Annotated in this window: 24 protein-coding genes, 1 tRNA gene and 1 riboswitch; of the genes, 13 read left to right on the plus strand and 12 right to left on the minus strand. The window is 71.8% G+C overall.

Features of this window, described 5'->3' with window-relative positions:
- Window positions 1-21: 21 nt before the first annotated feature.
- Window positions 22-1,677, minus strand: coding sequence for a diguanylate cyclase CdgB (gene cdgB / locus ABZ386_RS25570; protein WP_351338424.1), 1,656 nt, complete (start codon window positions 1,675-1,677; stop codon window positions 22-24).
- A 324-nt stretch (window positions 1,678-2,001) separates the two neighbouring features.
- On the opposite strand from cdgB, the gene ABZ386_RS25575 reads away from it, so the two are divergent.
- Window positions 2,002-2,586, plus strand: coding sequence for a flavin reductase family protein (locus tag ABZ386_RS25575; protein WP_356500377.1), 585 nt, complete (start codon window positions 2,002-2,004; stop codon window positions 2,584-2,586).
- Between the two features lie 57 nt (window positions 2,587-2,643).
- Window positions 2,644-3,114 (plus strand): GNAT family N-acetyltransferase, encoded by a 471-nt coding sequence (locus tag ABZ386_RS25580; protein ID WP_356616534.1) that lies wholly within the window; start codon window positions 2,644-2,646, stop codon window positions 3,112-3,114.
- Here the strand turns inward: ABZ386_RS25580 and arfB are convergent.
- Entirely contained in the window at window positions 3,111-3,548 is a 438-nt protein-coding gene (arfB, locus tag ABZ386_RS25585; RefSeq protein WP_358965956.1) for an alternative ribosome rescue aminoacyl-tRNA hydrolase ArfB, read from the minus strand. The genes ABZ386_RS25580 and arfB overlap by 4 nt on opposite strands.
- 158 nt (window positions 3,549-3,706) lie before the next feature.
- Between arfB and ABZ386_RS25590 the strand changes: the two genes are divergently transcribed.
- Both ABZ386_RS25590 and ABZ386_RS25595 read left to right on the plus strand, forming a co-directional pair.
- A complete protein-coding gene (locus ABZ386_RS25590; protein WP_010035999.1) occupies window positions 3,707-4,282 on the plus strand; it encodes a TerD family protein in 576 nt (191 codons plus the stop codon).
- A gap of 183 nt (window positions 4,283-4,465) precedes the next feature.
- Window positions 4,466-4,978, plus strand: coding sequence for a GNAT family N-acetyltransferase (locus tag ABZ386_RS25595; protein WP_351338412.1), 513 nt, complete (start codon window positions 4,466-4,468; stop codon window positions 4,976-4,978).
- Window positions 4,979-4,983: 5 nt separating this feature from the next.
- Here the strand turns inward: ABZ386_RS25595 and ABZ386_RS25600 are convergent, their stop codons facing one another.
- On the minus strand, window positions 4,984-6,417 hold the full coding sequence (locus ABZ386_RS25600) for a M1 family metallopeptidase (RefSeq protein ID WP_356616636.1): 1,434 nt from the start codon (window positions 6,415-6,417) through the stop codon (window positions 4,984-4,986).
- 7 nt (window positions 6,418-6,424) lie between these two features.
- On the opposite strand from ABZ386_RS25600, the gene ABZ386_RS25605 reads away from it, so the two are divergent.
- The gene (locus ABZ386_RS25605; protein ID WP_358965958.1) at window positions 6,425-6,925 is read left to right on the plus strand and encodes a hypothetical protein; all 501 of its coding nucleotides are present in this window, start codon (window positions 6,425-6,427) and stop codon (window positions 6,923-6,925) included.
- Window positions 6,926-6,956: 31 nt separating this feature from the next.
- Here ABZ386_RS25605 and ABZ386_RS25610 read toward each other — a convergent pair whose 3' ends face one another.
- A complete protein-coding gene (locus ABZ386_RS25610) occupies window positions 6,957-7,634 on the minus strand; it encodes a pentapeptide repeat-containing protein (RefSeq protein ID WP_355716032.1) in 678 nt (225 codons plus the stop codon).
- A gap of 132 nt (window positions 7,635-7,766) precedes the next feature.
- Between ABZ386_RS25610 and ABZ386_RS25615 the strand changes: the two genes are divergently transcribed.
- From ABZ386_RS25615 to ABZ386_RS25630, 4 genes are all read left to right on the plus strand, one after another.
- Window positions 7,767-8,927, plus strand: coding sequence for an FAD-dependent oxidoreductase (locus ABZ386_RS25615; RefSeq protein ID WP_351338403.1), 1,161 nt, complete (start codon window positions 7,767-7,769; stop codon window positions 8,925-8,927).
- A gap of 139 nt (window positions 8,928-9,066) precedes the next feature.
- Window positions 9,067-10,047, plus strand: coding sequence for a zinc-binding dehydrogenase (locus ABZ386_RS25620; RefSeq protein ID WP_358965959.1), 981 nt, complete (start codon window positions 9,067-9,069; stop codon window positions 10,045-10,047).
- A gap of 189 nt (window positions 10,048-10,236) precedes the next feature.
- Window positions 10,237-11,133, plus strand: a complete 897-nt coding sequence (locus ABZ386_RS25625) for an aminoglycoside phosphotransferase family protein (RefSeq protein ID WP_358965960.1) — start codon at window positions 10,237-10,239, stop codon at window positions 11,131-11,133.
- Between the two features lie 431 nt (window positions 11,134-11,564).
- Window positions 11,565-11,746: riboswitch (cyclic di-AMP (ydaO/yuaA leader) on the plus strand.
- A gap of 5 nt (window positions 11,747-11,751) precedes the next feature.
- A complete protein-coding gene (locus ABZ386_RS25630; RefSeq protein WP_351338397.1) occupies window positions 11,752-11,988 on the plus strand; it encodes a hypothetical protein in 237 nt (78 codons plus the stop codon).
- Between the two features lie 95 nt (window positions 11,989-12,083).
- Here the strand turns inward: ABZ386_RS25630 and ABZ386_RS25635 are convergent.
- Both ABZ386_RS25635 and ABZ386_RS25640 read right to left on the minus strand, forming a co-directional pair.
- Window positions 12,084-12,157: transfer RNA gene (locus ABZ386_RS25635), tRNA-Thr, on the minus strand.
- Between the two features lie 86 nt (window positions 12,158-12,243).
- Window positions 12,244-12,666 carry a DUF3224 domain-containing protein gene (locus ABZ386_RS25640; RefSeq protein WP_358965962.1) on the minus strand — a complete coding sequence of 141 codons (423 nt, stop codon included), beginning with the start codon at window positions 12,664-12,666 and terminating at the stop codon, window positions 12,244-12,246.
- A gap of 116 nt (window positions 12,667-12,782) precedes the next feature.
- On the opposite strand from ABZ386_RS25640, the gene ABZ386_RS25645 reads away from it, so the two are divergent.
- From ABZ386_RS25645 to ABZ386_RS25660, 4 genes are all read left to right on the plus strand, one after another.
- A complete protein-coding gene (locus ABZ386_RS25645; RefSeq protein WP_358965964.1) occupies window positions 12,783-13,751 on the plus strand; it encodes a WYL domain-containing protein in 969 nt (322 codons plus the stop codon).
- Window positions 13,752-13,959: 208 nt separating this feature from the next.
- On the plus strand, window positions 13,960-15,048 hold the full coding sequence (ugpC, locus tag ABZ386_RS25650; protein WP_351338391.1) for a sn-glycerol-3-phosphate ABC transporter ATP-binding protein UgpC: 1,089 nt from the start codon (window positions 13,960-13,962) through the stop codon (window positions 15,046-15,048).
- Between the two features lie 218 nt (window positions 15,049-15,266).
- On the plus strand, window positions 15,267-15,716 hold the full coding sequence (locus ABZ386_RS25655; protein WP_114253809.1) for a hypothetical protein: 450 nt from the start codon (window positions 15,267-15,269) through the stop codon (window positions 15,714-15,716).
- 108 nt (window positions 15,717-15,824) lie between these two features.
- Window positions 15,825-16,556, plus strand: coding sequence for a nucleotidyltransferase family protein (locus ABZ386_RS25660; protein ID WP_351338388.1), 732 nt, complete (start codon window positions 15,825-15,827; stop codon window positions 16,554-16,556).
- Window positions 16,557-16,680: 124 nt separating this feature from the next.
- Here the strand turns inward: ABZ386_RS25660 and ABZ386_RS25665 are convergent, their stop codons facing one another.
- From ABZ386_RS25665 to ABZ386_RS25690, 6 genes are all read right to left on the minus strand, one after another.
- Complete coding sequence (locus ABZ386_RS25665; RefSeq protein ID WP_358965965.1) at window positions 16,681-18,360, minus strand: DoxX family protein; 1,680 nt, start codon at window positions 18,358-18,360, stop codon at window positions 16,681-16,683.
- 128 nt (window positions 18,361-18,488) lie between these two features.
- Complete coding sequence (rlmB, locus tag ABZ386_RS25670; RefSeq protein WP_351338384.1) at window positions 18,489-19,430, minus strand: 23S rRNA (guanosine(2251)-2'-O)-methyltransferase RlmB; 942 nt, start codon at window positions 19,428-19,430, stop codon at window positions 18,489-18,491.
- Window positions 19,431-19,537: 107 nt separating this feature from the next.
- Window positions 19,538-20,932 (minus strand): cysteine--tRNA ligase, encoded by a 1,395-nt coding sequence (cysS, locus tag ABZ386_RS25675; RefSeq protein ID WP_358965967.1) that lies wholly within the window; start codon window positions 20,930-20,932, stop codon window positions 19,538-19,540.
- Window positions 20,933-20,976: 44 nt separating this feature from the next.
- Window positions 20,977-21,483, minus strand: a complete 507-nt coding sequence (ispF, locus tag ABZ386_RS25680; protein WP_355716055.1) for a 2-C-methyl-D-erythritol 2,4-cyclodiphosphate synthase — start codon at window positions 21,481-21,483, stop codon at window positions 20,977-20,979.
- On the minus strand, window positions 21,473-22,237 hold the full coding sequence (gene ispD, locus ABZ386_RS25685; RefSeq protein ID WP_351338377.1) for a 2-C-methyl-D-erythritol 4-phosphate cytidylyltransferase: 765 nt from the start codon (window positions 22,235-22,237) through the stop codon (window positions 21,473-21,475). The genes ispF and ispD overlap by 11 nt, the downstream gene beginning before the upstream one ends.
- A 291-nt stretch (window positions 22,238-22,528) precedes the next feature.
- Window positions 22,529-23,011, minus strand: coding sequence for a CarD family transcriptional regulator (locus tag ABZ386_RS25690; protein WP_003953493.1), 483 nt, complete (start codon window positions 23,009-23,011; stop codon window positions 22,529-22,531).
- Between the last annotated feature and the right edge of the window lie 178 nt (window positions 23,012-23,189).

The following is a 23,189-nucleotide window of genomic DNA, read 5'->3' on the forward strand; positions in this document are numbered from 1 at the left end:
ATCAACTCGCTGACCTGGGGTTCACCCCGCGCGTCTGTGTTGTTTGGGACGAGATCGTTTCTCGACGTACATCCGCTCGTCAGCGGATTTCAACACTTCGTCCGCCGTCATTCCACAGTGTGCCCATCCGATGCCGAAGCTGGCGCCCACCCGGACGGCCCGCCCCTCGGCGCGGATGGGCTGGATGATCTCGTTGCGGAGGCGGACCGCGAGGTCCTGCGCGTCGGCGCGGCCGAGCCCGTCGGCCAGGATGACGAATTCGTCACCCCCGAGCCGGGCGACCGTGTCGCCGTCGCGGACGCCGTTGCTCAGCCGCCGGGCGACCTCGATGAGCACCGCGTCACCCGCGTTGTGCCCGAACCGGTCGTTGATCGACTTGAAGCCGTCGAGGTCGCAGAAGAGCACGGCGAGGCCCTTGGTGCCGTCGTCGTGGTCGCCGTCCGGGGCGACGGTGTGCACGTGGTGGTCGTACGCGTCGTACGGCTCGGCGCTCTGCCGGAAGTCGAAGCCGGGCCCGACCACGTCGAAGGCGTGGCCGTAGGCGGCGTCGTGGGACTCGGCGACGGCGGCGTGCGGGGTCGCGCGCTGGCACAGGCGCGCGGACAGGCGGGAGCGCAGCTCCGCGGAGTTCGGCAGGCCGGTGAGCGAGTCGTGCGAGGCGCGGTGGGCGAGCTGGAGCTCGCGGCGCTTGCGCTCCTCGATGTCCTCGACGTGGGTGAGCAGGAAGCGCGGCCCGTCGGCGGCGTCCGCGACCACGCTGTTGCGCAGGCTGACCCAGACGTATGTGCCGTCCCGGCGGCCCAGGCGCAGCTCGGCGCGGCCGCCCTCGGCGGAGGTCCGCAGCAGCGTGCCTATGTCCTCGGGGTGGACCAGGTCGGAGAACGAGTAGCGGCGCATCGCGGAGGCGGGGCGGCCGAGCAGGCGGCACAGGGCGTCGTTGGTGCGCAGGATCCGGCCGTGCTGGTCGCCGCCCATCTCGGCGATGGCCATGCCGGAGGGGGCGTACTCGAAGGCCTGCCTGAAGCTTTCCTCACTGGCCCGCAGGGCCTGCTGCTCGCGCTCCAGCCGGACCAGGGCGCGCTGCATGTTGGCACGTAGACGCGCGTTGCTGATGGCGATGGCGGCCTGGAAGGCGTACATCTGGAGCGCCTCGCGGCCCCAGGCGCCGGGCCGGCGGCCGTTGCGCGGCCGGTCCACGGAGAGCACGCCGATCAGCTCGCCGCACGTACCGCTGCCCTTCGGTGCGGGCGCGTACATGGGGGCGAAGAGGCGGTCGGCCGGGTGCCACTCGTCCTCGAAGCGGGGGGCGGGGCCGTCGGTGTACCACTGCGGGACGTCGTCGTCGTCGAGGACCCAGCCCTCGGTGTGCGGTATGAACACCAGGTCGCCCCAGTGCTCGCCCATGCCGAGGCGGCGCTCCCAGGAGTCGCGGGAGCCGACGCGGCCGGTGATGAGGGCCTCGGCCGCCGGGTTCCCGGCGAAGGCGGCGACGACGAGGTCGCCGTCGGGCCGGACGAGGTTCACGCACGCCAGCTCGTACCCGAGGGCGGCGACGACGCCCTCCGCGACGGTCTGCAGTGTGTCCGCCAGGCTGCGGGCCGTGTTCATGTCGGCCATGACCTGGTGCAGTTGTCGCAGGGACGCAAGACGGACGTAGGGCTCCGACTCGGTCTCCATGCTCGCCCTCCCCCCGAGTACCTCGCAGCGAATCAAGAATCAAGGGTTCTCATCGGCGTACGTCCTGGCAGCTTCCCAGCCACTGAATCACAGCGCGCTGCCCACTCGGTACACAGGGTCAACAATTCCTGCCCCTTGTGACTCAAGTCACAGGCAAACCTGAACAATTGAGTGGAGTTTCTGCGTTCTTCACGTGCGTCTACCGAACGCAAACTTTGTCAGGTTGCGCACGAATATTTCCCGGGTGTCCGCCGGGAGTCCTAGGACCGTGATCGGGCGGGAGCCCGATGCGGGGCGTGCCGGACGGAGATTAGCGTTTCCGGTGTGCCGAACACTCCCGCAGCCACGTCGCCGATCATTCCGAAGCCCGCCTCCGGGCATGCTGAGGGGGTGAGCAACGACGAGTTCCGCGCCGCCATGTCCCGGCTGGCCTCGGGCGTGGTCCTGGTGACCGCCCAGGAGGCGTCGCTCGACCCGGACGATCCCGGCGCGCCGGCCAGCGAGGACGTGGGCATGACAGCCACGGCCTTCATGTCGGTGTCCCTCGACCCGCCCCTGGTGCTGGTGAGCCTGCGCGACGGCTCCCGCATGGACGAGCTGCTGGAGGAGCAGGAGCTGTGGGCGGTCTCGGTCCTCTCCGAGAGCCAGCGGCACATCGCCGGCCGTTTCGCCATGAAGGGCCGCGTCAGCGACCGGCTGCTGTTCGCCGACATCCCGTACACCCGCGGCGAGTACACCGGCGCGCCCCTGGTGGGCGGTGCCCTGGCCGTCCTGGAGTGCCGCACCGAGCAGCGCGTGCCGTCGGGCGACCACACCCTGGTGATCGGTCGCGTCCTGACCGCCCGTGTGCCGAGCGCGGAGGGCGGCCCGCTGACGTACTTCCGGGGCCGGTACCGCCACTTGGCCTGACACTTGGCCTGAAGAAACCGTTCGCCGGGCGGTGGACCGCACACCTAGGGTGCGCGCATGACGACGACCGGCGGCCCGCGCCTCGAAGAGATCACCCCCGCGAACCTCGACGCCGCCCTCGGCATCGCCGTCCGCCCCGACCAGGAACACGCGGTCGCCCCGGTCGTGAAGTCGCTCGCCGAGGCGTATGCGCATCCCGGCGTCGCCTGGCCCCGCCTGATCGTCGACGGGGACCGCCCGGTCGGTTTCCTGATGGCCTTCCTCGACATCGACTGGTACGAGGACGGCAGTGTCCGCCGCTCGGGCCTGTGGCGGCTGAACATCGCGGCCGGGGAGCAGGGCAGGGGCTACGGCCGCTTCGCCGTCGAGTCGGTCGCGGAGGAACTCCGCCGACGGGGCGCCAAGGAGTTCTACGTCTGCTGGCACCCGGGCCCCGACGGCCCGGAGCGCTTCTACCTGGACCTCGGCTTCCGCCCGAACGGCGAGAACAGCGGAGGCCAGACGGTGGGTGTACTGGGGCTGACCTAGCCCCAGTTCTGGGCGTTACGCCCCCGCTTGGTCTCCGAGCGCTGCTTCTTCTCCCGCAGCCGGTGTTCGTTGATGCCGCGCGGGATGCGGGTCGGCCTGCGGGGCTTGGGCGGGGGCGCGGTGGCCTCGGCGAGGAGCGCGGCGAGGCGTACGGCGGCGGCCTCGCGGTTGCGCCACTGGGAGCGGTGCTCGGAGGAGCGGACGGTGACGACGCCGTCGACCAGGCGCCCGGCCAGCCGCTCGAGCGCCCGCTGCTTCCACACGGCGGGCAGCGCCTCGGTCCGGGCCAGGTCGAAGCTCAGTTCGACCTTGGAGTCGCTGGTGTTGACGTGCTGCCCGCCCGGCCCCGACGACCGCGAGAAACGCCACATGAGCTCGGCCTCGGGCAGGGAGACGGAGCCGCGGATGACATGGGGACCGGACATGCCGTCCATGTTCCCGCTCCTGTCCGGTCCACGTCACCCGAATATCCGAGAGTAAAGAAAGTAAAGGACCAGGAACCTCGCGTACCCCTCTCCACGTTCATGGGGGTAGCTGTAGCTTCGGTGCCGCAGCTTCTTTGCCGCACAAACGAGGGAAGGGACTCCCAACAATGGCTGTAAGCCTGTCCAAGGGTGGCAACGTCTCGCTCACCAAGGAGGCTCCGGGCCTGACCGCCGTCACCGTGGGCCTCGGCTGGGACGTCCGCACCACCACCGGCACGGACTTCGACCTCGACGCGTCCGCGATCGCGGTCAACACGCAGGGCAAGGTCTACTCGGACGCCCACTTCGTCTTCTTCAACAACAAGCAGACCCCGGACAACTCCATCGTCCACACCGGTGACAACCGCACGGGTGAGGGCGCCGGCGACGACGAGGCGATCAACGTCAACCTGGCCGCGCTTCCGGCCGACATCGACAAGATCGTCTTCCCGGTCTCGATCTACGACGCCGAGAACCGCTCGCAGAACTTCGGCCAGGTCCGCAACGCCTACATCCGCATCGTCAACCAGGCCGGCGGCGCCGAGATCGCCCGCTACGACCTCTCCGAGGACGCGGCGACGGAGACGGCCATGGTCTTCGGCGAGCTGTACCGCAACGGCGCCGAGTGGAAGTTCCGCGCGGTCGGCCAGGGCTACGCCTCGGGCCTGGTCGGCATCGCCCAGGACTTCGGCGTGAACGTCTGACGGACATCTCCGTCCACGTGTGGAGCCCCCGGCCGCGGTAACGGGCCGGGGGCTCCGACGTCCTCGGACGCATGCCCCGAGGGGCGCGGGGCCGTATCGACATGCGGCTCCGCCCCGTGGGCGCGACAAGCCACAGACGACCACCGGCCACACCGGCCACACCGCACGGAAGCCCCACGGACGATGATCCTCGACCCCCTGCCCCCGGCCCCGCTGAGCGACTCCCTCCTCGCGGAGCTGACCGCCCTCTACGCCTCCCACCCCGAGTTCCACACCCTCAGCGGCGACTTCCCGGACCCGAAGGACATCCGCCCCGAGCAGGTCGCGGCCGCCCTGGCGGAGGAGCGGGAACACCCGGACGCCGAGATCCTGCTCGCCCGCAGTTTCGGCCGGCTCATCGGTATCGCCGTCACCCTCGCCCACCACCCCGACCCGGCCGACCCGGATCCCTGGATCGGCCTGCTGATGGTGGACGCGAGCCTTCAGGGCCAGGGCCACGGCCGCCGCCTGGCCACCCTCGTGGAGGACCGCTTCCGCCAGGCCGGCCGGACGGCCGTACGCCTCGCCGTCCTGGCGAACAACCCGAAGGCCCTCGCCTTCTGGACCGCCCTCGGCTACGAGACCATCGACCACCGCCGGGACCGCCGGCTGGACCGCCCCTGCGCGGTGCTGCGCAAGGAGCTGACCACGCCGTAGTGCCCTCAGGGCCGCTCCGGCTTCCCCTCCCCGTACAGCCAGTCCTCCCAGATCCCGCCGAAGTCCTTCCCCGGGGCCTGCTCCTCGACGTACGCCGTGAAGTCGGCCGTGTCGGCGTTGCCGTGCCGGTACGCGGCCGCCCAGCCCTTCAGGATCCGCCAGAACTGCTCGTCCCCGACGGTCTGACGGACCTTCTGCAGCACCATCGCGCCCCGCCAGTACACCGGCGCGTCGGAGATCCGCGCGGCGCTCGGCGGGTCCGCCGGCGGGAACGCCCAGACGGACTCCCCGGCCTCCTCGGTGTCGAAGTGGCCGCCGGAGTACAGCGCGTCGAAGGTCTCCTGCGCGCTCTTCCCGCCGTGGTCCTCCTCCCACAGCCACTCCGCGTACGTCGCGAAGCCCTCGTTGAGCCACATGTCCCGCCAGCTCTTCGGCGAGACGGAGTCGCCGTACCACTGGTGGGCCAGTTCGTGGACGAGGAGCGTGAGGTCGGGGGCGCCGGGGAAGACCGGCCGGGTCTGGGTCTCCAGGGCGTAGCCGAGGTCGGCCGCCCGGTCGACGATCGCGCCGGTGGAGGAGAAGGGGTACGGGCCGAAGCGCCGCTCCGCCCAGCGGAGCACCTCGGGGATCCGCCCGAGCACCGGCCGGCTCGCCCCGGCCTCGGCCGGGTCGACGGCGGTGTACACGGGCAGACCGTCCCGCGTGCTGGAACGGCTGATGTCGAAACGGCCGATCGCGAGGGTGGCGAGGTAGCTCGCCATCGGCTCACCGGTGTGCCACATGTACGTCGTACGGCCCCGCGCGGTCCGCTCGCTCCGCAGCTCCCCGTTGGAGACGGCCCGCAGCCCCTGCGGCACCGTCACCGTGAGGTCGTACGCCGCCTTGTCGGACGGGTGGTGGTTGCCGGGGAACCACGTCATGGACCCCGTCGGCTCGCCGAGCGCGAGCACCCCGTCCGAGGTGCGCAGCCAGCCTTCGCGGGAGCCGTCCGGGTCGGTGAGCGTCTCGGGCGCGCCGGAGTAGCGGACGGTCACGCGGAACGTGTCGTCCCGGTCGATGTCGGTGTGCGGCCGGACGGTCAGCTCCTGCCCGGCGCGGTTCCAGCGGGCGGTCTCACCGCCGACGGTGACCCGCTCGACCTCCAGGCCCTGGAGGTCGAGGTTGAAGGCGGAGAGGTCCTGGGTGGCACGGGCGGTGACGGTGGCCGTGCCGGTGAGGTGGTGCGCGTCCGGGTCGTAGGAGAGGCGCAGGCCGTAGTGGGCGACGTCGTAGCCGCCGTTGCCCGCCTTCGGGAAGTACGGGTCGCGTACGCCGGAGCCGCCCGGTGTGCCGTGCACTCCGCCGCCGCACCCCGCGAGGGTGAGAACGGAGGCGAGCAGGGCGGGGACAAGACGTACAGATCGGGCCACGGTCGCGATCCTACGGTCGCGTGACACCATCACATCCGTGCTCGACATCGGCTACGCCCTCTCCAACCGCTTCCCCGACCCGCCGCAGACCGACTACCGCCGCGCGGACGTCCGCACCCTGCGGCACGACCTGTTCTGCGGTGACGTCTATCTGGCGGACACCAAGACGGACCACGAAGTGTCCACAGCCTGGGGATGGGTGCCGGTGCTCGACTTCGCGTGGGCGCTGTGCGACATCGTGGAGCGCATCGACCGGGACCCGGCGGGCTCCCGGGCGTCCCGGCCGCAGCGGGCGGAGCTGGACTTCACCGAGTCGACCGACCGGATGCTCTTCGAGCGGCGCTTCGGCTGGGTGGACATCGAGGCCGACTGGATGCGCGCGGAGGAGCCCCCGCTCACCGTCTCCCACAGCGAACTGCGCCGTGAGGCCCGGGACTTCCTGCACGACCTGATCGCCGACCTGACCGACCTGCACGACGGCCTCGCGGAGAACCCGGCGATCTGGACCCTCCAGGCCCGCTTCCCCCGCCTGCCGTGACGCCCCGGGCGGTCCGGTGGGACCCGGGCCGTCAGTCCTCCACCCGGATCCCCCACTGCGCCGCCAGCACCGGCGCCAGATCGAGCAGTTGGGCCGTGCTGATCACCGCCCCCGACAGCCGGTCCAGCCCCCGGCTGATCTCCAGCGACGCGGCCCCGCGCAGGTCGACGTCGACGAGGGTCGCCGCGTGGAGGTCGGCGCCCTTCAGCGCGCAGTCGACGAACTCCACCCGCTCCAGACGGGCACCGCCGAAGTCCGGCTCGACGAGGACGCAGCTCTCGAAGACGACGTCTCTGAGCCGGGCCGTGCGCAGGTTCAGATAGTCGATCTTGCCGCCGCGGATCAGCACCCGCTCCAGCACCGCCCCGTGCAGTTGCGGTCCGCCGAGGCGGGCGTCGGTCAGCTCCACGTCGCGCAGGGTCGCCTCGGCCAGGTCCGTGCCGACGCCCCGGACGCCGCTCAGGGCCGAGTCCAGGATCCGGGCGTGCCGCAGCCGGGTCTCGTCCAGCGCGCAGCCCGTGAGCGCGCAGTCCATGAAGCGGGCGCCCGAGCCGTCCTGCCCGGCGAGGTCCGCGTCCCGGAACTCCAGCCCGTCGTAGTCCCCGTCGGGCTCCAGCCCCCCGCCCTCGTACGGCTCCAGCACCGGCAGGCGCACCTCCGGCCGCCGCGCGCCCTTCACACCCGTACCGCCCGCCGCTCTCCTCGCCATGCCCCCATGCTGTACCCCGCCACTGACAACCCGCCCTGACCTGCGCGAACACGCCCGATGTCACATTCCGGCGCCCGCGGCCCGTCGTACTCCCGGAAAGCCACCACGACGACCGCAGGGAGACCCCCAGCCATGCACCGCATCACCGTGATCGGCGGCGGCTTCGCCGGACTGACCGCGGCCATCACCGCCGCCGAGGCCGGCGCCAAGGTCACCATCCACGAGGCCCACCACACCCTAGGCGGCCGGGCCCGCACCGCCGAGGGCCCGTACCGCACGAACGAGGGTCCGCACGCCCTCTACAACGGCGGCCCGCACTGGGCCTGGCTCAAGCAGCGCGACCTCATCGGCCCGCTCGCCCCGATCCCGCCCCTGGAGGCGGCCCGGCTGCGGCTGCGCCACCACGGCGTGCTGCGCCGCACCCCGCCCTTCCCGATGCTGAAGCTGCTGCGCCGGACCGCCGAACAGGCGCCCGTGGACGTCGACTTCCTGACCTGGGCCACCGGCATCGCGGGCGAGGAGGGCGCCCGGGCCGCCGCCCACTACTCGGCCGTCGCCCTCTTCCACCACGACCCCGGCTCCCTGTCGGCGGCGTTCGTGCAGGAGCGGCTGCGCCGCGCCACCAAGCTGCCGCCCGAGGCGCACTACCCGCGCGGCGGCTGGGCGAGCCTCATCGACCGCATGGCCGCCCGCGCCTGGAACCTGGGCGTGCGGATCGAGACCCTGTCCCGCGTCGACACGCTCCCCACGGACACGCCGGTCGTCGTCGCCACCTCCCTCGACGCCGCCCGGCGGCTGCTGGGCGACGACTCGCTGACCTGGCCGAGCGGCCGTGCCGTCCTCGTCGACCTCGCTCTGCGCACCCGGCGCGGGGACGCCTTCGTGGTCTCCGACCTCGACGCGCCCGGCTGGCTGGAGCGGTTCACCGCCCAGGACCGCAGCCTCGCCCCGGCCGGCGAGCAGCTGATCCAGGGGCACCTCCCCATCGCCCCGCACGAGTCCAAGGCCGACGGCACCGCCCGCGCCGAGCAGCTGCTCGACCTGGGCTTCCCGGGCTGGCGCGAGCGCGTCACCTGGCGGCGCGAGGCCGTGGCGAACGGCCGTACGGGCGCGGTCGACCTGCCCGGCACCAGCTGGCGGGACCGGCCCGCGGTGGACCGGGGCGACGGCGTCTACCTCGCGGGCGACCAGGTCGCGGCCCCCGGTGTGCTGTCGGAGGTCTCCTTCAACAGCGCCCTGACGGCGGTGTCCCTGGCCCTCGGCCGGCGGGAGCTTGACCTCAAGCACGCTTGAGGTTGAAGGCTGGGGTGCGGACCACGGCACCACGCGGAGCACGGCAGCGCTCGGACCACGAGACACCGCGCTGCCCACGACACCGCGCAGCCACGGCACCACACAGCCCGCGCAACCACGACACCGCGAGGAGCCCCGCATGCACGCCATCCGCCTGCACGCCTTCGGCCCGGCCGAGAATTTCACCTACGAGCAGGTCGAGGACCCCCGGCCGGGCCCCGGCCAGGTCCGTGTCGCCGTACGGGCGGCGGGCGTCCACCTCCTGGACACGGCCCTGCGCGAGGGCATGCAGGGTCCGGCACCCGAGCCGACGCGCCTGCCCACCATCCCCGGCCGCGAGGTCGCCGGGGTCGTCGAGTCCCTGGGCGAGGGCGTCGCCGACCGGTGGCTCGGCAAGCGGGTCGTCGCCCACCTCGGCTTCGCCCCCGGCGGTTACGCCGAACTGACCGTCACCGGCGTCGAACGCCTGCACGAGATCCCGGAGAACCTCGACTTCGCCGAGGCCGTCGCCATGATCGGCACGGGCCGTACGACGATGGGGATCCTGCAGTTCGCCGACCTCGGCCCCGACTCGGTCGCGATCGTCCCGGCCGCCGCCGGCGGCATCGGCACCCTCCTCGTGCAGTACGCCAAGAACGCCGGCGCCACCGTCGTCGGTCTCGCGGGCGGGCCGGAGAAGGTCGCCCGCGTCCAGGCCAACGGCGCCGATCTCGCCGTCGACTACACGGACCCCGCCTGGCCCGCGAAGGTCCGCGCCCACCTCGGCGGCCGGACCGCCACCGTCGTCTTCGACGGCGTGGGCGGCGACGCGGCCCGCGAGGCCGTCGCCCTCCTGGGCCCGGGCGGCAGGCACATCGTCTTCGGCTGGTCCGGCGAGGGCCTCCACGACGGCGAGCCCTACCTCGTCGACGGCGTCTCCGAGCAGGTCCTCGGCCCCGTCATGCTCCAGAAGGCCGGCGGCCCCGACCCCGTCCGCATCCTCGAACTGCGCGCCCTCACCGAGGCCGCCGCGGGCCGCCTCACCCCGGCCGTCCACCGCTTCCCCCTCGCCGACGCCGCGGTCGCGCACCGCGCGCTGGAGACCCGGGGGACGACGGGCAAGGTGGTCCTGGAGCCCTGACGCGCAGTCCTCGGGCCCTGACGCGCAGTCCCGGAACCCTGACGCACAGCCCTGGAACCCTGACGCACGCCGCCCGCCCGGCGCCCTCGGCACCCGGCGGGGCGGTCGGGCGACTCCCCCGCCACGCCGCTTCACCGGCCGGGCAAATTCACATGACCCACCCGGCACACCCCCACTACCGTGCCGAAAGTGATCGACATTCCCCGTGAACTGGCGGCATCACAGGAGAAGTTCAACGGCGAGGCCGGCCGCGCCTTCATCGCCGGACTGCCCGACCTGACGGCCGGCTTCCTCGACCGCTGGGAGCTGGCACCCGACGGACCGCCCATGCACGGCGTCTCCGCCCTGGTCCTCCCGGTCGTCCGCCGCGACGGCACCACCGCGGTCCTCAAACTCCAGCTCCTCGACGAGGAGAGCGAAGGCGAACCGGTCGCCCTGCGGGCCTGGGACGGCGACGGAGCCGTCCGCCTCCTCGACCACGACGAGCCCACCGGCACCATGCTGCTGGAGCGTCTCGACGAGACCCGGATGCTGTCCCACGTCCCGGACCCCCACCAGGCCGTCGTCACCATCGCCGAACTCCTCGCCCACCTCACCTCCTTCCCCGCCCCGCCCGGCCTGCGGCGCCTCGGCGACATCGCCCGCGCCATGCTCGACCAGACCCCGTGGGCGCTGCCCCGCATCCCCGACCCCGAGGCCCGCGCCCTGATCGCGGACTGCGCGGCCGCCGTCCGCGAGGTCGTGGACGAACCGGGCGACCGCCTCCTCCACTGGGACCTGCACGACGAGAACGTGCTGTCCTCCGACCGCGCCCCCTGGCTCGCCATCGACCCCAAGCCCCTGGCAGGCGACCCCGGCTTCGAACTCTGGCCGGCCCTCGACAACCGCTACGACCCCGACGACATCCTCTGGCGCTTCGACGCCATGACCGACATCCTCACCCTGGACCGCCCCCGAGCCCGGGCCTGGACCCTCGGCCGCCTCCTCCAGAACGCCCTGTGGGAGATCGAGGACGGCCGCCCCCTGGATGACGACCAGCTGGAAATCGCACGGCGGCTGAGGAAACCCAGGTCGGGAAAGATCTGACCTGGACAACGCAAGGGCCCCCGGGGGGCTCTCACGCCGGAGCACGACTCCTTGGGCGCAAACATGCGCCCGGCGCCGCCTCAGGTCGTCATGAACACCAGCCCGGAGCGGACATCAAGCACGTGTGCGAGTCGTTCATCTGATGTTCCGTCAATCGACAGCAGGCCGATCGACGCCGAGCGGAGCCCTCCAGATGATGTACCGGGCCCTCGTCAAACGGGACTGATCAAGGACTCCAAAAATGCGCCAACTAGCCTCTGAGCAGCGGTGATCCCACTGACGGTCACCCGTATGGAGGGCTGGTGACCAAGCCCACAAATGCCCGTCTGAGTTGGGATATTCGGCGTGGCCTGAGTCACGATCTCTTTGACGACAAGCCCCCGTTACAGACGACGGGGCGGTCCGGGCGTAAGCCGAGTCCTGCCGGCGTCCGGATGTCACAGTTGCATCCATGGAGCGGCAGGAGTGGAGGACCCGAGCAAGACGGGTCGCCGGCCCCGACCACGCCATGGCCGACCGAGCAGCCCTTGGGGTGAAGCCGCATCAGCGGCCGGACAACTTCGCCAGTCCGAATCCGACAGGTCATCCTTCACAGGCGACTGACGAAGGCAGCGAGCCATGACGGCAACGCACGACGGTCCGCAGCTCTCTGGGCCCGGGGACAAGCCCCCGAGGAACAAGCTGCACGACGCCCGGGTCGCAGTCCTCCTTGCGATCATCGGTGGTGGTGCTGCGGGCATCGCCCACAGGGTGATGGAGGAAGCCTCCTACTACGAGGCTATGACCACCGCTGGAGGGGTGACCCTCGGACTTCTCGTCGTGATCTTCGTGGTGATGACCTACATCTGGTCCTGATCACGCACACGGACAGGTCAGGAAACGTCCGAGTCGCCACATCCACTGACGACAAAACCCCAGGTCAGAACACATCTGACCTGGGGTTCCAGCAGAGCCCCCTGTCGGATTCGAACCGACGACCTACGCATTACAAGTGCGTTGCTCTGGCCAGCTGAGCTAAGGAGGCGCGCGTACTACGACGCCGTACGCGAGGCGGCACCACTGTACACAGAGCCCGTTACCCCGAGCCACGAAGTTCCGGTCCGCCCGGTCTCATCCCAGCTCGTACTCGAACCGGTACGCCACCGCCGCCTCCCCCTGCCGCGCGGTGAAGCCGCCCTTCCCCTTCAGCCCGGACAGCTCCCCACTGCCCGAGCCCTCCACCACCTCGAAGGCGCAGTGCACGGTTCCGTCCTCGCCGAACCACCCGCGTTCCTCGACGGCGAAGCTCCCCTCCCGCCCGTCGAGGCGGCCGGTGAGCAGCTCCATGCCGGCGAAGGAGCCGGTCTTGGGGGTGGTGTAGACGATGGTGTACTCGCAGATCGTCCCGGCCGCCTCGATGCCGCCGCTGAACGTGTTGCGGACCGAGGCGTGGGCGAGCCGGGGGTGCGTGTCCTCGCCCGGGCCGAGCGCGCGTTCCTGCCAGTCGGCGAAAGTGAAGTGACCCGTGGTGGCGGTGGTACGGGAGCCGGGCATGGGCGGTCCTCTCGTCAGGGGCCCGGGCGGGCCGTGAAGGCGTCTGGGACCCAGCCTGATCCGCGTACCTGACATCTCCTGTCAGGTACGCCCCCGGACACCGCACAATGGCCCCCATGCGCGCCGACCGGCTCCTCTCCCTGCTCCTGCTGCTCCAGAACCGCGGGCGCATGACCGCGCTCGAGCTGGCCGCCGAGCTGGAGGTGTCGGTGCGGACGGTCTACCGGGACGTCGAGGCGCTGGGCGCGGCGGGTGTGCCGGTCTGTGCCGACCGGGGGCCCGAGGGCGGCTACCGGCTGGTCGACGGGTACCGGACGCGGCTGACCGGCCTGACCGACGCCGAGGCCGGGTCGCTGTTCCTCGCCGGGATGCCCGGCCCCGCGCGGGACCTGGGGCTCGGCGCGGTACTGGCCAGCGCCCAGCTGAAGGTGCAGGCCGCCCTGCCCGCGGAGCTCGCCGGGCAGGCGCGCCGGGTCAAGGAGCGGTTCCACCTGGACGCGCCGGCCTGGTTCCGGGAGGCCGACCCGGTGCCGTGCCTGGAGGCGGTCGCGGCGGCCGTGTGGGAGCAGCGGGCGCTGCGCGTGCACTACCGGCGGTGGCGCGGCGAGGTGCACCGGGAGGTGCGGCCGCTGGGGCTCGTCCTGAAGGGCGGCATCTGGTACCTGGTCGCCCTGGCGGAGGAGGCCGTCCGGACGTACCGGGTGTCGCGCGTGCTGGCCGTCGAGGACACCGGGGAGACCTTCGACCGTCCGGCCGGGTTCGATCTGGCCGCCTACTGGGAGGAGTCGTCCCGGCGCCTGGAGGCCGCCCTCCGGCAGGACGTCGCCCGGTTGCGGATCTCCCCCCGGGCGCGGCGGCTGCTGCCGATGCAGTTCGGGGCGGCGGGCGTACGGGCCCTGGAGAGCGCCGGCCCGCCGGACGGGGACGGCTGGGTGGAGGTGGAGCTGACCGTGGAGGCCGAGGCCGTGGCGGTCGGTGATCTGCTCCGGCTGGGCGCGGAGGCGGAGGTGCTCGGACCGCCCGGGCTGCGGCGGGCGGTCGCCCGGGCGGTGGCCGTGCTGGCGGGCCGGTACGAGCGGGCATGACCGCCGTCGTCACGGAAGGCCCGGCCGCCGCTTCGAAAATTTCCGCGAAGTTCACAGGCCCGGAACTACTGACAGACGTGTGAACGCCAGGTACCGTCCTGAGCCAGTTCACACGCGTGGACTACACCACAACGGAACACCGTCGTGGCACCGCCTTCCTACTCGGATCGTCCGGCACGTTCCTGCCGGTAGAAGGGGTTCACTCACCATGGCCACTGTGCAGTTCGACAAGGCGACCCGGATCTACCCGGGTTCCACCAAGCCCGCTGTTGACGCGCTCGACATCGACATCGAGGACGGCGAGTTCCTCGTCCTCGTCGGCCCGTCCGGCTGCGGCAAGTCCACCTCGCTCCGCATGCTCGCGGGGCTCGAGGACGTCAACGCCGGCGCCATCCGCATCGGCGACCGCGACGTCACCCACCTGCCGCCGAAGGACCGGGACATCGCCATGGTGTTCCAGAACTACGCGCTGTACCCGCACATGACCGTCGCCGACAACATGGGCTTCGCGCTCAAGATCGCCGGCGTCAACAAGGCGGAGATCCGGCAGAAGGTCGAGGAGGCCGCGAAGATCCTCGACCTCACCGAGTACCTGGACCGCAAGCCGAAGGCCCTCTCCGGCGGTCAGCGCCAGCGTGTCGCCATGGGCCGCGCCATCGTGCGTGAGCCGCAGGTGTTCCTCATGGACGAGCCGCTGTCCAACCTGGACGCCAAGCTCCGTGTGTCGACCCGTACGCAGATCGCGTCGCTGCAGCGCCGCCTCGGCATCACCACCGTCTACGTCACGCACGACCAGGTCGAGGCCATGACGATGGGCGACCGCGTGGCGGTCCTCAAGGACGGTCTGCTCCAGCAGATCGACACCCCGCGCAACATGTACGACAAGCCCGCCAACCTCTTCGTGGCCGGCTTCATCGGCTCCCCGGCCATGAACCTGGTCGAGGTGCCGGTCACCGACGGCGGCGTGAAGTTCGGCAACTCGGTCGTGCCGGTGCAACGTGACGCGCTCGCCGCCACCAGCGACAAGACCGTCACGGTCGGTGTCCGCCCCGAGCACTTCGACGTGGCCGGCCCGGAGGCCGAGCTGGGTCTCGCGGTCACCGTCAACGTCGTCGAGGAGCTGGGCGCCGACGCCTACGTCTACGGCACCGCCAAGGTCGGCGACGACTCCAAGGACCTCGTCGTCCGTGTCAGCGGCCGTGACGTCCCGGAGAAGGGCAGCCAGCTGCGCGTCGTCCCGCGCTCCGGCGAGACCCACGTGTTCTCCACGTCGAGCGGTGAGCGTCTGTCCGACTGACGCGTCGGCAAACGCACAACCCCGGGTGATTCACCCAAGTTGACGAAGCGGGCCCCGCAGCGTGCTGCGGGGCCCTCTTCGTTGTCGACAAATACCCCGGCAGACCGGACGTTTCGAGCGGTGTGCGTCAACCCTCTACCCAAAAAGAGGCCCTCTCTCATCCCCCGAACCGGTGACTAAATGTCTACAAACCATTACCCCGCGCTACCCTCACACGCGTGAAGCACTCCAACACCCAACAGACGCGACGCGGCCGGGGCCCCGCCCGCCGGATCGGCCGCACCCTCGCTTTCGTCCTGCCCGTCGTCCTGGTGCTCTCCGGGACCCTCGCGGTCACCCGAGTCAACTGGTCGGGGAACTCCACCGACCCGGTGCTCACCGCAGCGGACACCTCCGTCGGCAGTCCACGTGCCGCCAAGCGCGCCCCACAGGACGTCCTGCGCGACAAGCTGCTGACCGAACTGCAGGAGGAGAACCCGGGCGTCGCCCTCACCCACCTCCAGCAGGCCGTCAACGGCCGCCCGTCGCTGGCCCGGCACTGCAAGTCCATCGCCCGCGCCCTCGGCCAGGCCGCGGTCCGGGTCTACGGCCCGACCCGCGCCCAGTCCTACGCCCGTCCGGTGTGCGACACGTCGTTCGCCACCGGCGTCGCCGCCGCGCACGGCTGAGCGCAGCACCCTGGCGCCGGGTGAGAAGGGTGGGAAACCGGTAACGGCCGGCGACGGGACAGTCGTCCGCCGTCGTCACGGGCGGGACGCCACGTACAGTTCGGTCTCATGAGCGATCCGAACGCCGCGTCCCGCCCCGTTCAAGCCGTCGTTCTGGCCGGTGGCCAGGGTTCCCGGCTGCGTCCGTACACCGACGACCGGCCCAAGCCGATGGTCGAGATCCCCGGGACGGGGACGCCGATCATCGGCCATCAGCTGTCCTGGCTCGCCGAAGAGGGCGTGACGGACGTGGTGGTCTCCTGCGGCCACCTCGCCGACGTCCTGCAGAAGTGGCTGGAGACGGCCGAGCTGCCCGTCTCCGTCACCACCGTCGTCGAATCGGAGCCGCTCGGCCGCGGCGGCGGCCTCAAGTACGCCGCAGCGCATCTTCCCCACCCGGACCAGCCCTGGTACGCCACGAACGGCGACATCTGGACGCGGTTCTCGCTGCGCGACATGGCGGACTTCCACACCGAGCGGGACGCCGTCGCTACGCTGGCGCTGGCGCGGCCCCGGCTGCCCTGGGGCGCGGTGCGGACGGACGGGTTCGGGCGGATCACCGACTTCATCGAGGCCCCGCCGTCGACGTTCGAGATCAACGCGGGCGTCTACGTCTTCTCGCCCGAGTTCGCGGGGCTGCTGCCGCATCGGGGGGACCATGAGCGGACGACGTTCCCGCATCTGGCCCGCGAGCGGCGGCTCGCCGGGTTCACGATTCCGCAGGGGTCGTACTGGCGGGCCATCGACACGGCGAAGGACCTGACGGAGGCCGCGAAGGAACTGGCGGCGTTGGGGCGCTGAGAGCCCCCAGGGCAGGCGGCTGCGGGCCGGTGGTGGCTTGTCGCGCAGTTCCCCGCGCCCCTCAGGTACGCCAAAGGGCCCCGCACCTCGAAGGTGCGGGGCCCTTTGGCGTCCGGGTCGGGGGCTAGCCCAGCAGGCCGCCCACCAGGCCCGGTCGGCCCGTGGACGAGGAGCCGCCGTCGCCCGAGCCGCCGGTCGAGCCGGTGCCGCCCGTGGCCGTGCCGCCGGAGGTGGGGCCGGACGTGGTGCTCGGCGCCTGGTTCTCCGGGGTGGACTGCTGGGGCGGGGCCTGGCCCGCGCTGCCCTGGGTCTGGCTGGGCGAGCCGCCGGTGACGGTGCCCGCGTCCCGGGTGGCGCCCGGCGTGGTCGTGGTGCCCGCGCTGGGGCTGGCCGAGCCGGCCGTGGCGCCCTGGGTGGGCGAGGTCGAGGCCGACGGGGTCTTCTTCTGCTGCCGCTTGCCGGGCTCGCCCGGGAGCGGGGAGCCGGGCAGCTCGTTGCGCGGGGCCTCGCCGGGGCCCGGGACGACGACCCGGTCGGCGTCGCGGACGGCGCCGCCGAGCAGCGAGCCGACCAGCAGGGCGAGGCCGGTGGCGATGGCCGTGACGAGGGCGCCGCGGCGCAGCACGTAGCGGCGCAGGTCCCAGATCTCGGCGCGGGGGCCGAGGCGCCGCCAGGCGCTGCCGGCCAGGCGGCCGTCGACGGAGTAAACGGGGGCGCCGGCGATGATCAGCGGCGACCAGGCGGCGAGGTAGATGATGTCGGGGGTCTCGTAGGCGGGGACGCTCTTCCAGCTGACGGTGACCAGCAGCGCGGCGGAGAGCAGGGCGCCGAAGGCCGCGGCCACCCGCTGCCAGCAGCCCAGGACCGTCAGCACGCCGACGATGACCTGCGCGAAGGCGATGACCAGGCCGGAGCCGACCGGGTGCTCCAGGGCGAACTGGCGCAGGGGCTCGGCGACTTCCCAGGGGTGCAGGGTGTTGAGCCACTTGACCATGGAGCCGCGCTTGCCGCCGTCGAAGTAGACGGGGTCGCACAGCTTGCCCATGCCGGCGTAGATGGAGATGAAGCCGAGGAAGACGCGCAGCGGGAGCAGCACGACGCCGAGGTTCATGCGGCGGCCCGGGTAGTAGGCGTGCCGCGCGGGGTCGTCGCCGTGGCGCCTGACGCGCCGTTCGGACTCCTCCTCCTCACCGGGGAGGTTCTCGAACTCGCCGTCCGCGTAGGCCGGTTCGTCGTAGGCGCTGCCGACCGTGCGCATGGGGGGCAGCAGCCGGGTGCCGTCCGCGGGGTCGTGGGTGCGCTGGGGGCCGACGACGGGGGTCTCGACGGTCTGGGTGAGGTCGTCCTCGAAGCCGTCGCCCGCGTAGCCGGTGCCCGCGTCCTCGTGGCCGGTGCCCACGCGGGAGATGACCTGGGTGGCTCCGGTGTCGGAGGCCGGGTCGTCGGCGTGGCGGACACTCTCGTGCCGCACGGCCTGCAGGAGCCGGTGGGCGCCGGTGTCGTCGGGCGCGGATCTGCCGCTCCAGACGACCGGCCGGCGCCGGGTGGTGGCCCCGTCCGCCGCGCCCCCGGCGGTGACGACGGGGATGCGGGCGGTGTCCTCGGTGGCGTTCAGATGCCGTGCGACCCGGGGGGACTGGACGCGACGCGTCGATCCGCCCAACTGCACGCGGAAACTCGCGTGGTTGACAATGACCTGCGCCGGGTCGCTCGGCACCTTCACCATGCTCAGCGCGGGAGCGTCGTCGAGTCCCGACGAGCGGTCCCCCGTGGGTGTGCGGGGTGTTCTGGTGTCCACACTCATCTAACCGAGTGACGTCGGGATAGGACACTGCTTTGACCCGCCGGATCTGTCCGGACCCCGTCAAGCTTGTCCTTGTCGCCCCGATGCTCCCGGAATTAAACCGTTCGAGTGAGGTGTCGGACGCTTGTTCAGGCGCGTCGGCGGGCCGCCTCGTAGAGCACGATGCCCGCCGCCACACCGGCGTTGAGCGACTCGGCGCCGCCCGGCATCGGGATCCGCACCCGGAAGTCGCAGGTCTCCCCGACCAGCCGGGACAACCCCTTGCCCTCGCTGCCGACGACGATGGCGACGGGCCCCTCCAGGGCCTCCAGCTCGGTCAGTTCGACGTCCCCGTCGGCGGCGAGACCGACGACGACGACGCCCGCCTTCTTGTACGCCTCCAGCGCGCGCGTCAGGTTGGTGGCGCGGGCGACGGGCGTCCGGGCGGCCGTACCGGCGGACGTCTTCCAGGCACCGGCCGTCATCCCGGCGGCCCGCCGCTCGGGTACGACGACGCCGTGCCCGCCGAAGGCGGAGACGGACCGGACGACCGCGCCCAGGTTCCGCGGGTCGGTCACACCGTCGAGCGCGACGATCAGCGGGTCCGCGCCCTCGTCGGCGGCGGCGTCGAGCAGGTCCTCGGGGTGCGCGTACTCATAGGGCGGGACCTGGAGGACCAGGCCCTGGTGGTTCAGCCCGTTCGTCATCCGGTCGAGCTCGGGGCGGGGGGCCTCCATGAGGTTGATGCCCCCGCGCTCGGCGGCGAGTTGCAGAGCCTCGCGCACGCGCTCGTCGTTGTCGATGAACTGCTGCACGTACAGCGTCGAGGCGGGCACGCCCTCGCGCAGCGCCTCGTAGACCGGGTTGCGGCCGACGACCAGCTCGGAGGCCGACTTGCCGCCGCGGCCGCGGGCCGCGGGGCGGCGCGCGGTCTGGCGCGTCTTGGCGTTCGCGAGCCGGTTCTTCTTGTGTCCCTTGCGCATCTCGGCGGGCGGGGTGGGGCCCTTGCCCTCCAGGCCCTTGCGCCGCTGGCCGCCACTGCCGACCTGCGCGCCCTTCTTGCCGGACATGCGGCGGTTGTTGGCTGCCATGACCTACCTGTCTCTGCTGTCGCCGTGAGGCGGTGAAGTACGTACGTCTATGCAGTGTGCCGCCCGGAGGCCCGGGCGGCACAATCGATCTTCCGGCCGGGGCCGGGCTAGCGCGGGCCGAGGCTCCAGCGCGGGCCCTGCGGGCTGTCCTCGATGACCAGGCCGGACTGGCCCAGCTGGTCGCGGATGGCGTCCGCGGTCGGCCAGTCCTTGCGGGCCCGGGCGGCCTCGCGCTGGTCGAGGACCATGCGCACCAGCGTGTCGACCACGCCGTGCAGGTCTTCGCCGCGATCGCTCTCCCCGGCCCACTGCGGGTCGAGCGGGTCGAGGCCGAGGACGCCGAGCATCGCGCGCACCTCGGCGAGCCGGGCCACCGCGGCTTCCTTGTCGTCGGCGGCGAGCGCGCTGTTGCCCTGGCGGACGGTGGTGTGCACCACGGCCAGCGCCTGCGGCACGCCCAGGTCGTCGTCCATGGCCTCGGCGAAGGCGAGCGGCACCTCGGCGGCCGGCTCGACGGCACCGGCCTTCTCGACCACGCGCTGCACGAAGCCCTCGATCCGCGCGAACGCCGACTCGGCCTCGCGCAGGGCCTCCTCGCTGTACTCGATCATCGAGCGGTAGTGCGGGGTGCCGAGGTAGTAGCGCAGCACGATGGGGCGCCAGCGCTTGACCATCTCGCTGACCAGCACGGAGTTGCCGAGCGACTTGGACATCTTCTCGCCGCTCATCGTGACCCAGGCGTTGTGCACCCAGTACTGGGCGAAGTCGTCGCCGTAGGCCTTGGCCTGCGCGATTTCGTTCTCGTGGTGCGGGAAGACCAGGTCGAGGCCGCCGCCGTGGATGTCGAAGGCGGTGCCGAGGTACTTGTGCGCCATCGCCGAGCACTCCAGGTGCCAGCCGGGGCGGCCGCGGCCCCAGGGCGTCTCCCAGTCGGGCTCGCCGGGCTTGGTGGCCTTCCACATGGCGAAGTCGCGCGGGTCGCGCTTGCCCGAGACGCCCTCGTCGGGCTGGCGCAGGTCGTCGATGTCCTGGTTGGACAGCGCCAGGTACTGCGGGAAGGAGCGGACGTCGAAGTAGACGCTGCCGTCCGCGACGTAGGCGTGCCCCCGCTCGATGAGGCCGCGCATCATCTCGACCATCTCGGTGATGTGGCCGGTGGCGCGCGGCTCGTAGGTCGGGGGCAGGCAGCCGAGGGCGCGGTAGCCGTCGTTGAACGCCCGCTCGTTCTCGTAGCCGATGGACCACCAAGGACGGTTCTGGTCGGCCGACTTGGCGATGATCTTGTCGTCGATGTCCGTGACGTTCCGCACGAACGTGACGTCGTAGCCGCGGTACTCGAACCAGCGGCGCATGATGTCGAAGTTCAGCCCGGACCGGATGTGCCCGATGTGCGGGGCGGCCTGCACGGTGGCGCCGCACAGGTAGATCGAGACACAACCCGGCTTGAGCGGGAAGAAGTCACGGATCTGCCGGGCGCTGGTGTCGTACAGGCGAATAGTCACGGTTCCTAGGGTAGTGGGCCGTGGGGGGTGGGTGGGGCCGTCCCTCACGCCACCCGCACGACCAGCGCCGTCGCCACCGCCATGAGGCCCTCCTCGCGGCCGGGGAAGCCCAGGCCGTCCGTCGTCGCGCCGGAGACCGACACCGGCGCCCCGGCCGCCTCCGACAGGAGCTTCTGCGCCTCGTCCCTGCGCTTGCCGATCTTCGGGCGCGGACCCACCACCTGGACGGCGATGTTGCCGATCCGGAAGCCCGCCTCGCGGACGATCCGGGCCGCCTCGGTCAGCAGCGTCACGCCCGACGCGCCCGACCACTCGGGGCGGCCGGTGCCGAAGTGCTGCCCGAGGTCGCCGAGGCCGGCGGCGGAGAACAGGGCGTTGCAGGCGGCGTGCGCGACGACGTCCGCGTCGGAGTGGCCGGCCAGGCCCGGGCCCTCGCCCTCCCACTTCAGGCCGGCGCACCACAGCTCGCGGCCCTCCTCGAAGGCGTGGATGTCGGTGCCGATGCCGACCTGGGGCAGCGGGAACTCGTGCGGGAACCGCTCAGAAGCCATCGTTGAGCCTCCTGCGGGCCAGGACCGCCTCGGCGAGGACCAGGTCCAGGGGGCGCGTGACCTTGAACGCCTCCTCGTGCCCGGGGACGGCCACGACCGTGAGGCCGAGCTGCTCGACCATGCCGGCGTCGTCGGTGACCTCCCCGGTCACCGTCTCGTGCGCCCGGACGAGCGTGGCCCGGTCGAAGCCCTGCGGCGTCTGCACCGCCCGCAGCAGCGCGCGCTCCGGCGTGGCGACGACGGGCTCGGGCTCGCCGGGCGCCTGCGCGGGCTCGACCTGCTTGACCGTGTCGGCGAGCGGCAGCGCGGGGACCACGGCCGGGGCGCCCTCGCGGACGGCCTCGATCACGGCGTCGACCGTGTCGACCGGGACCAGCGGCCGGGCCGCGTCGTGCACCAGCACGATGTCGTGGCCGGGCGGCAGCGCGTCCAGGCCGAGCTTCACGGACTCCTGGCGGCTCTGCCCGCCGGGGACGACGAGGAAGTCGGTCCGCTCGGGCAGCGCGTGCGCGTCGAGCAGCGACTTGACCTCGGCGGCGCCGTCGGGCGGGGCCACGACGACGACCAGGGAGACGGCGCGGGAGGCGGCCATCGCGCGGACGGCGTGGATGAGCATGGGGGTGCCGCCCAGCGCGCGGAGCGCCTTGGGGGCGCCCGGGCCGAGCCGTACACCCCGGCCGGCGGCCGGGATCACGGCCGCCGTACGGGCCGTCGCGCGGGTGGCCGGCGGCGAGGGACGCGAATCGTCAGACATCGGTTCCTGTCAGGTTTGTGTGCTGGCCTGGCGTGGGTATGGCCTGGAGGAGTGCCGGGCGCGACGCGCTCGACCGGACCCTTCCGTGACGCTGGTCGAGCCGGCTGCCCGGGCCCGGCACGCCAGACAACCGGGTCGTGAGTGATAACACATCCCGGGGCGACGGCGCATCGGCGTCCGAGTACGAACATGCCGCAGCGCCCGGCGACAGGAAAGAGTCATCGGGCACCGCGGCATTTCGATGTGCAGGCGCGCGCTTGATGCGTGGAGCGCTGTACGACCGGCTTCGCCTCAGGAGGCGAGAACCTCGTCGAGCAGGGCTTCGGCCTTGTCCTCGTTGGTGTTCTCCGCGAGGGCCAGCTCGCTCACCAGGATCTGGCGGGCCTTGGCGAGCATGCGCTTCTCACCGGCGGAGAGTCCGCGCTCGCGCTCACGACGCCACAGGTCACGCACGACTTCCGCGACCTTGATGACATCGCCCGAGGCGAGCTTCTCCAGGTTTGCCTTGTATCGACGGGACCAGTTCGTGGGCTCCTCGGCGTACGGCGCGCGCAGCACCTCGAAGACCCGGTCCAGCCCGTCCTGACCGACCACATCACGCACGCCGACGAACTCCGCATTGTCCGCTGGCACACGTACCGTCAGGTCACCCTGGGCGACCTTCAGCACCAAGTAGGTCTTGTCCACGCCTTTGATCTGGCGAGTTTCGATGGCCTCGATCAGCGCGGCCCCGTGATGGGGATAGACCACGGTGTCGCCAACCTTGAACGTCATGTGACAGGTACCCCTTCCGTGGCTATCCAGGGTAACACGGAAACTGACGGTTCTGAATGGCGTTTTCGCAGGTCAGGGCATATCTCGGGGCTTGACAACTCCGACAGGAACGTGCTTCGGACAGGGAGTGGAAGAAGGTATTCGCAGGTGGGAGCGGCTGTCCGGGGTGAGGGAAACG

This window comes from Streptomyces sp. NPDC006140, from assembly GCF_040628815.1.
In the GTDB taxonomy this organism is placed as follows: domain Bacteria; phylum Actinomycetota; class Actinomycetes; order Streptomycetales; family Streptomycetaceae; genus Streptomyces.

Coding starts and splice junctions, on each gene's coding strand:
- ABZ386_RS25630 (WP_351338397.1), top strand. CDS start 11,752: ATGACGGCAACGCACGACGGTCCGCAGCTCTCTGGGCCCGGGGACAAG.
- ABZ386_RS25690 (WP_003953493.1), bottom strand. CDS start 23,011: ATGACGTTCAAGGTTGGCGACACCGTGGTCTATCCCCATCACGGGGCC.
- ABZ386_RS25595 (WP_351338412.1), top strand. CDS start 4,466: ATGATCCTCGACCCCCTGCCCCCGGCCCCGCTGAGCGACTCCCTCCTC.
- rlmB (WP_351338384.1), bottom strand. CDS start 19,430: ATGGCAGCCAACAACCGCCGCATGTCCGGCAAGAAGGGCGCGCAGGTC.
- ispF (WP_355716055.1), bottom strand. CDS start 21,483: ATGGCTTCTGAGCGGTTCCCGCACGAGTTCCCGCTGCCCCAGGTCGGC.
- ABZ386_RS25620 (WP_358965959.1), top strand. CDS start 9,067: ATGCACGCCATCCGCCTGCACGCCTTCGGCCCGGCCGAGAATTTCACC.
- ABZ386_RS25640 (WP_358965962.1), bottom strand. CDS start 12,666: ATGCCCGGCTCCCGTACCACCGCCACCACGGGTCACTTCACTTTCGCC.
- ABZ386_RS25600 (WP_356616636.1), bottom strand. CDS start 6,417: ATGGTGTCACGCGACCGTAGGATCGCGACCGTGGCCCGATCTGTACGT.
- ugpC (WP_351338391.1), top strand. CDS start 13,960: ATGGCCACTGTGCAGTTCGACAAGGCGACCCGGATCTACCCGGGTTCC.
- ABZ386_RS25660 (WP_351338388.1), top strand. CDS start 15,825: ATGAGCGATCCGAACGCCGCGTCCCGCCCCGTTCAAGCCGTCGTTCTG.
- ABZ386_RS25645 (WP_358965964.1), top strand. CDS start 12,783: ATGCGCGCCGACCGGCTCCTCTCCCTGCTCCTGCTGCTCCAGAACCGC.
- ispD (WP_351338377.1), bottom strand. CDS start 22,237: ATGTCTGACGATTCGCGTCCCTCGCCGCCGGCCACCCGCGCGACGGCC.
- ABZ386_RS25615 (WP_351338403.1), top strand. CDS start 7,767: ATGCACCGCATCACCGTGATCGGCGGCGGCTTCGCCGGACTGACCGCG.
- cdgB (WP_351338424.1), bottom strand. CDS start 1,677: ATGGAGACCGAGTCGGAGCCCTACGTCCGTCTTGCGTCCCTGCGACAA.
- arfB (WP_358965956.1), bottom strand. CDS start 3,548: ATGGACGGCATGTCCGGTCCCCATGTCATCCGCGGCTCCGTCTCCCTG.
- ABZ386_RS25590 (WP_010035999.1), top strand. CDS start 3,707: ATGGCTGTAAGCCTGTCCAAGGGTGGCAACGTCTCGCTCACCAAGGAG.
- ABZ386_RS25610 (WP_355716032.1), bottom strand. CDS start 7,634: ATGGCGAGGAGAGCGGCGGGCGGTACGGGTGTGAAGGGCGCGCGGCGG.
- ABZ386_RS25580 (WP_356616534.1), top strand. CDS start 2,644: ATGACGACGACCGGCGGCCCGCGCCTCGAAGAGATCACCCCCGCGAAC.
- ABZ386_RS25665 (WP_358965965.1), bottom strand. CDS start 18,360: ATGAGTGTGGACACCAGAACACCCCGCACACCCACGGGGGACCGCTCG.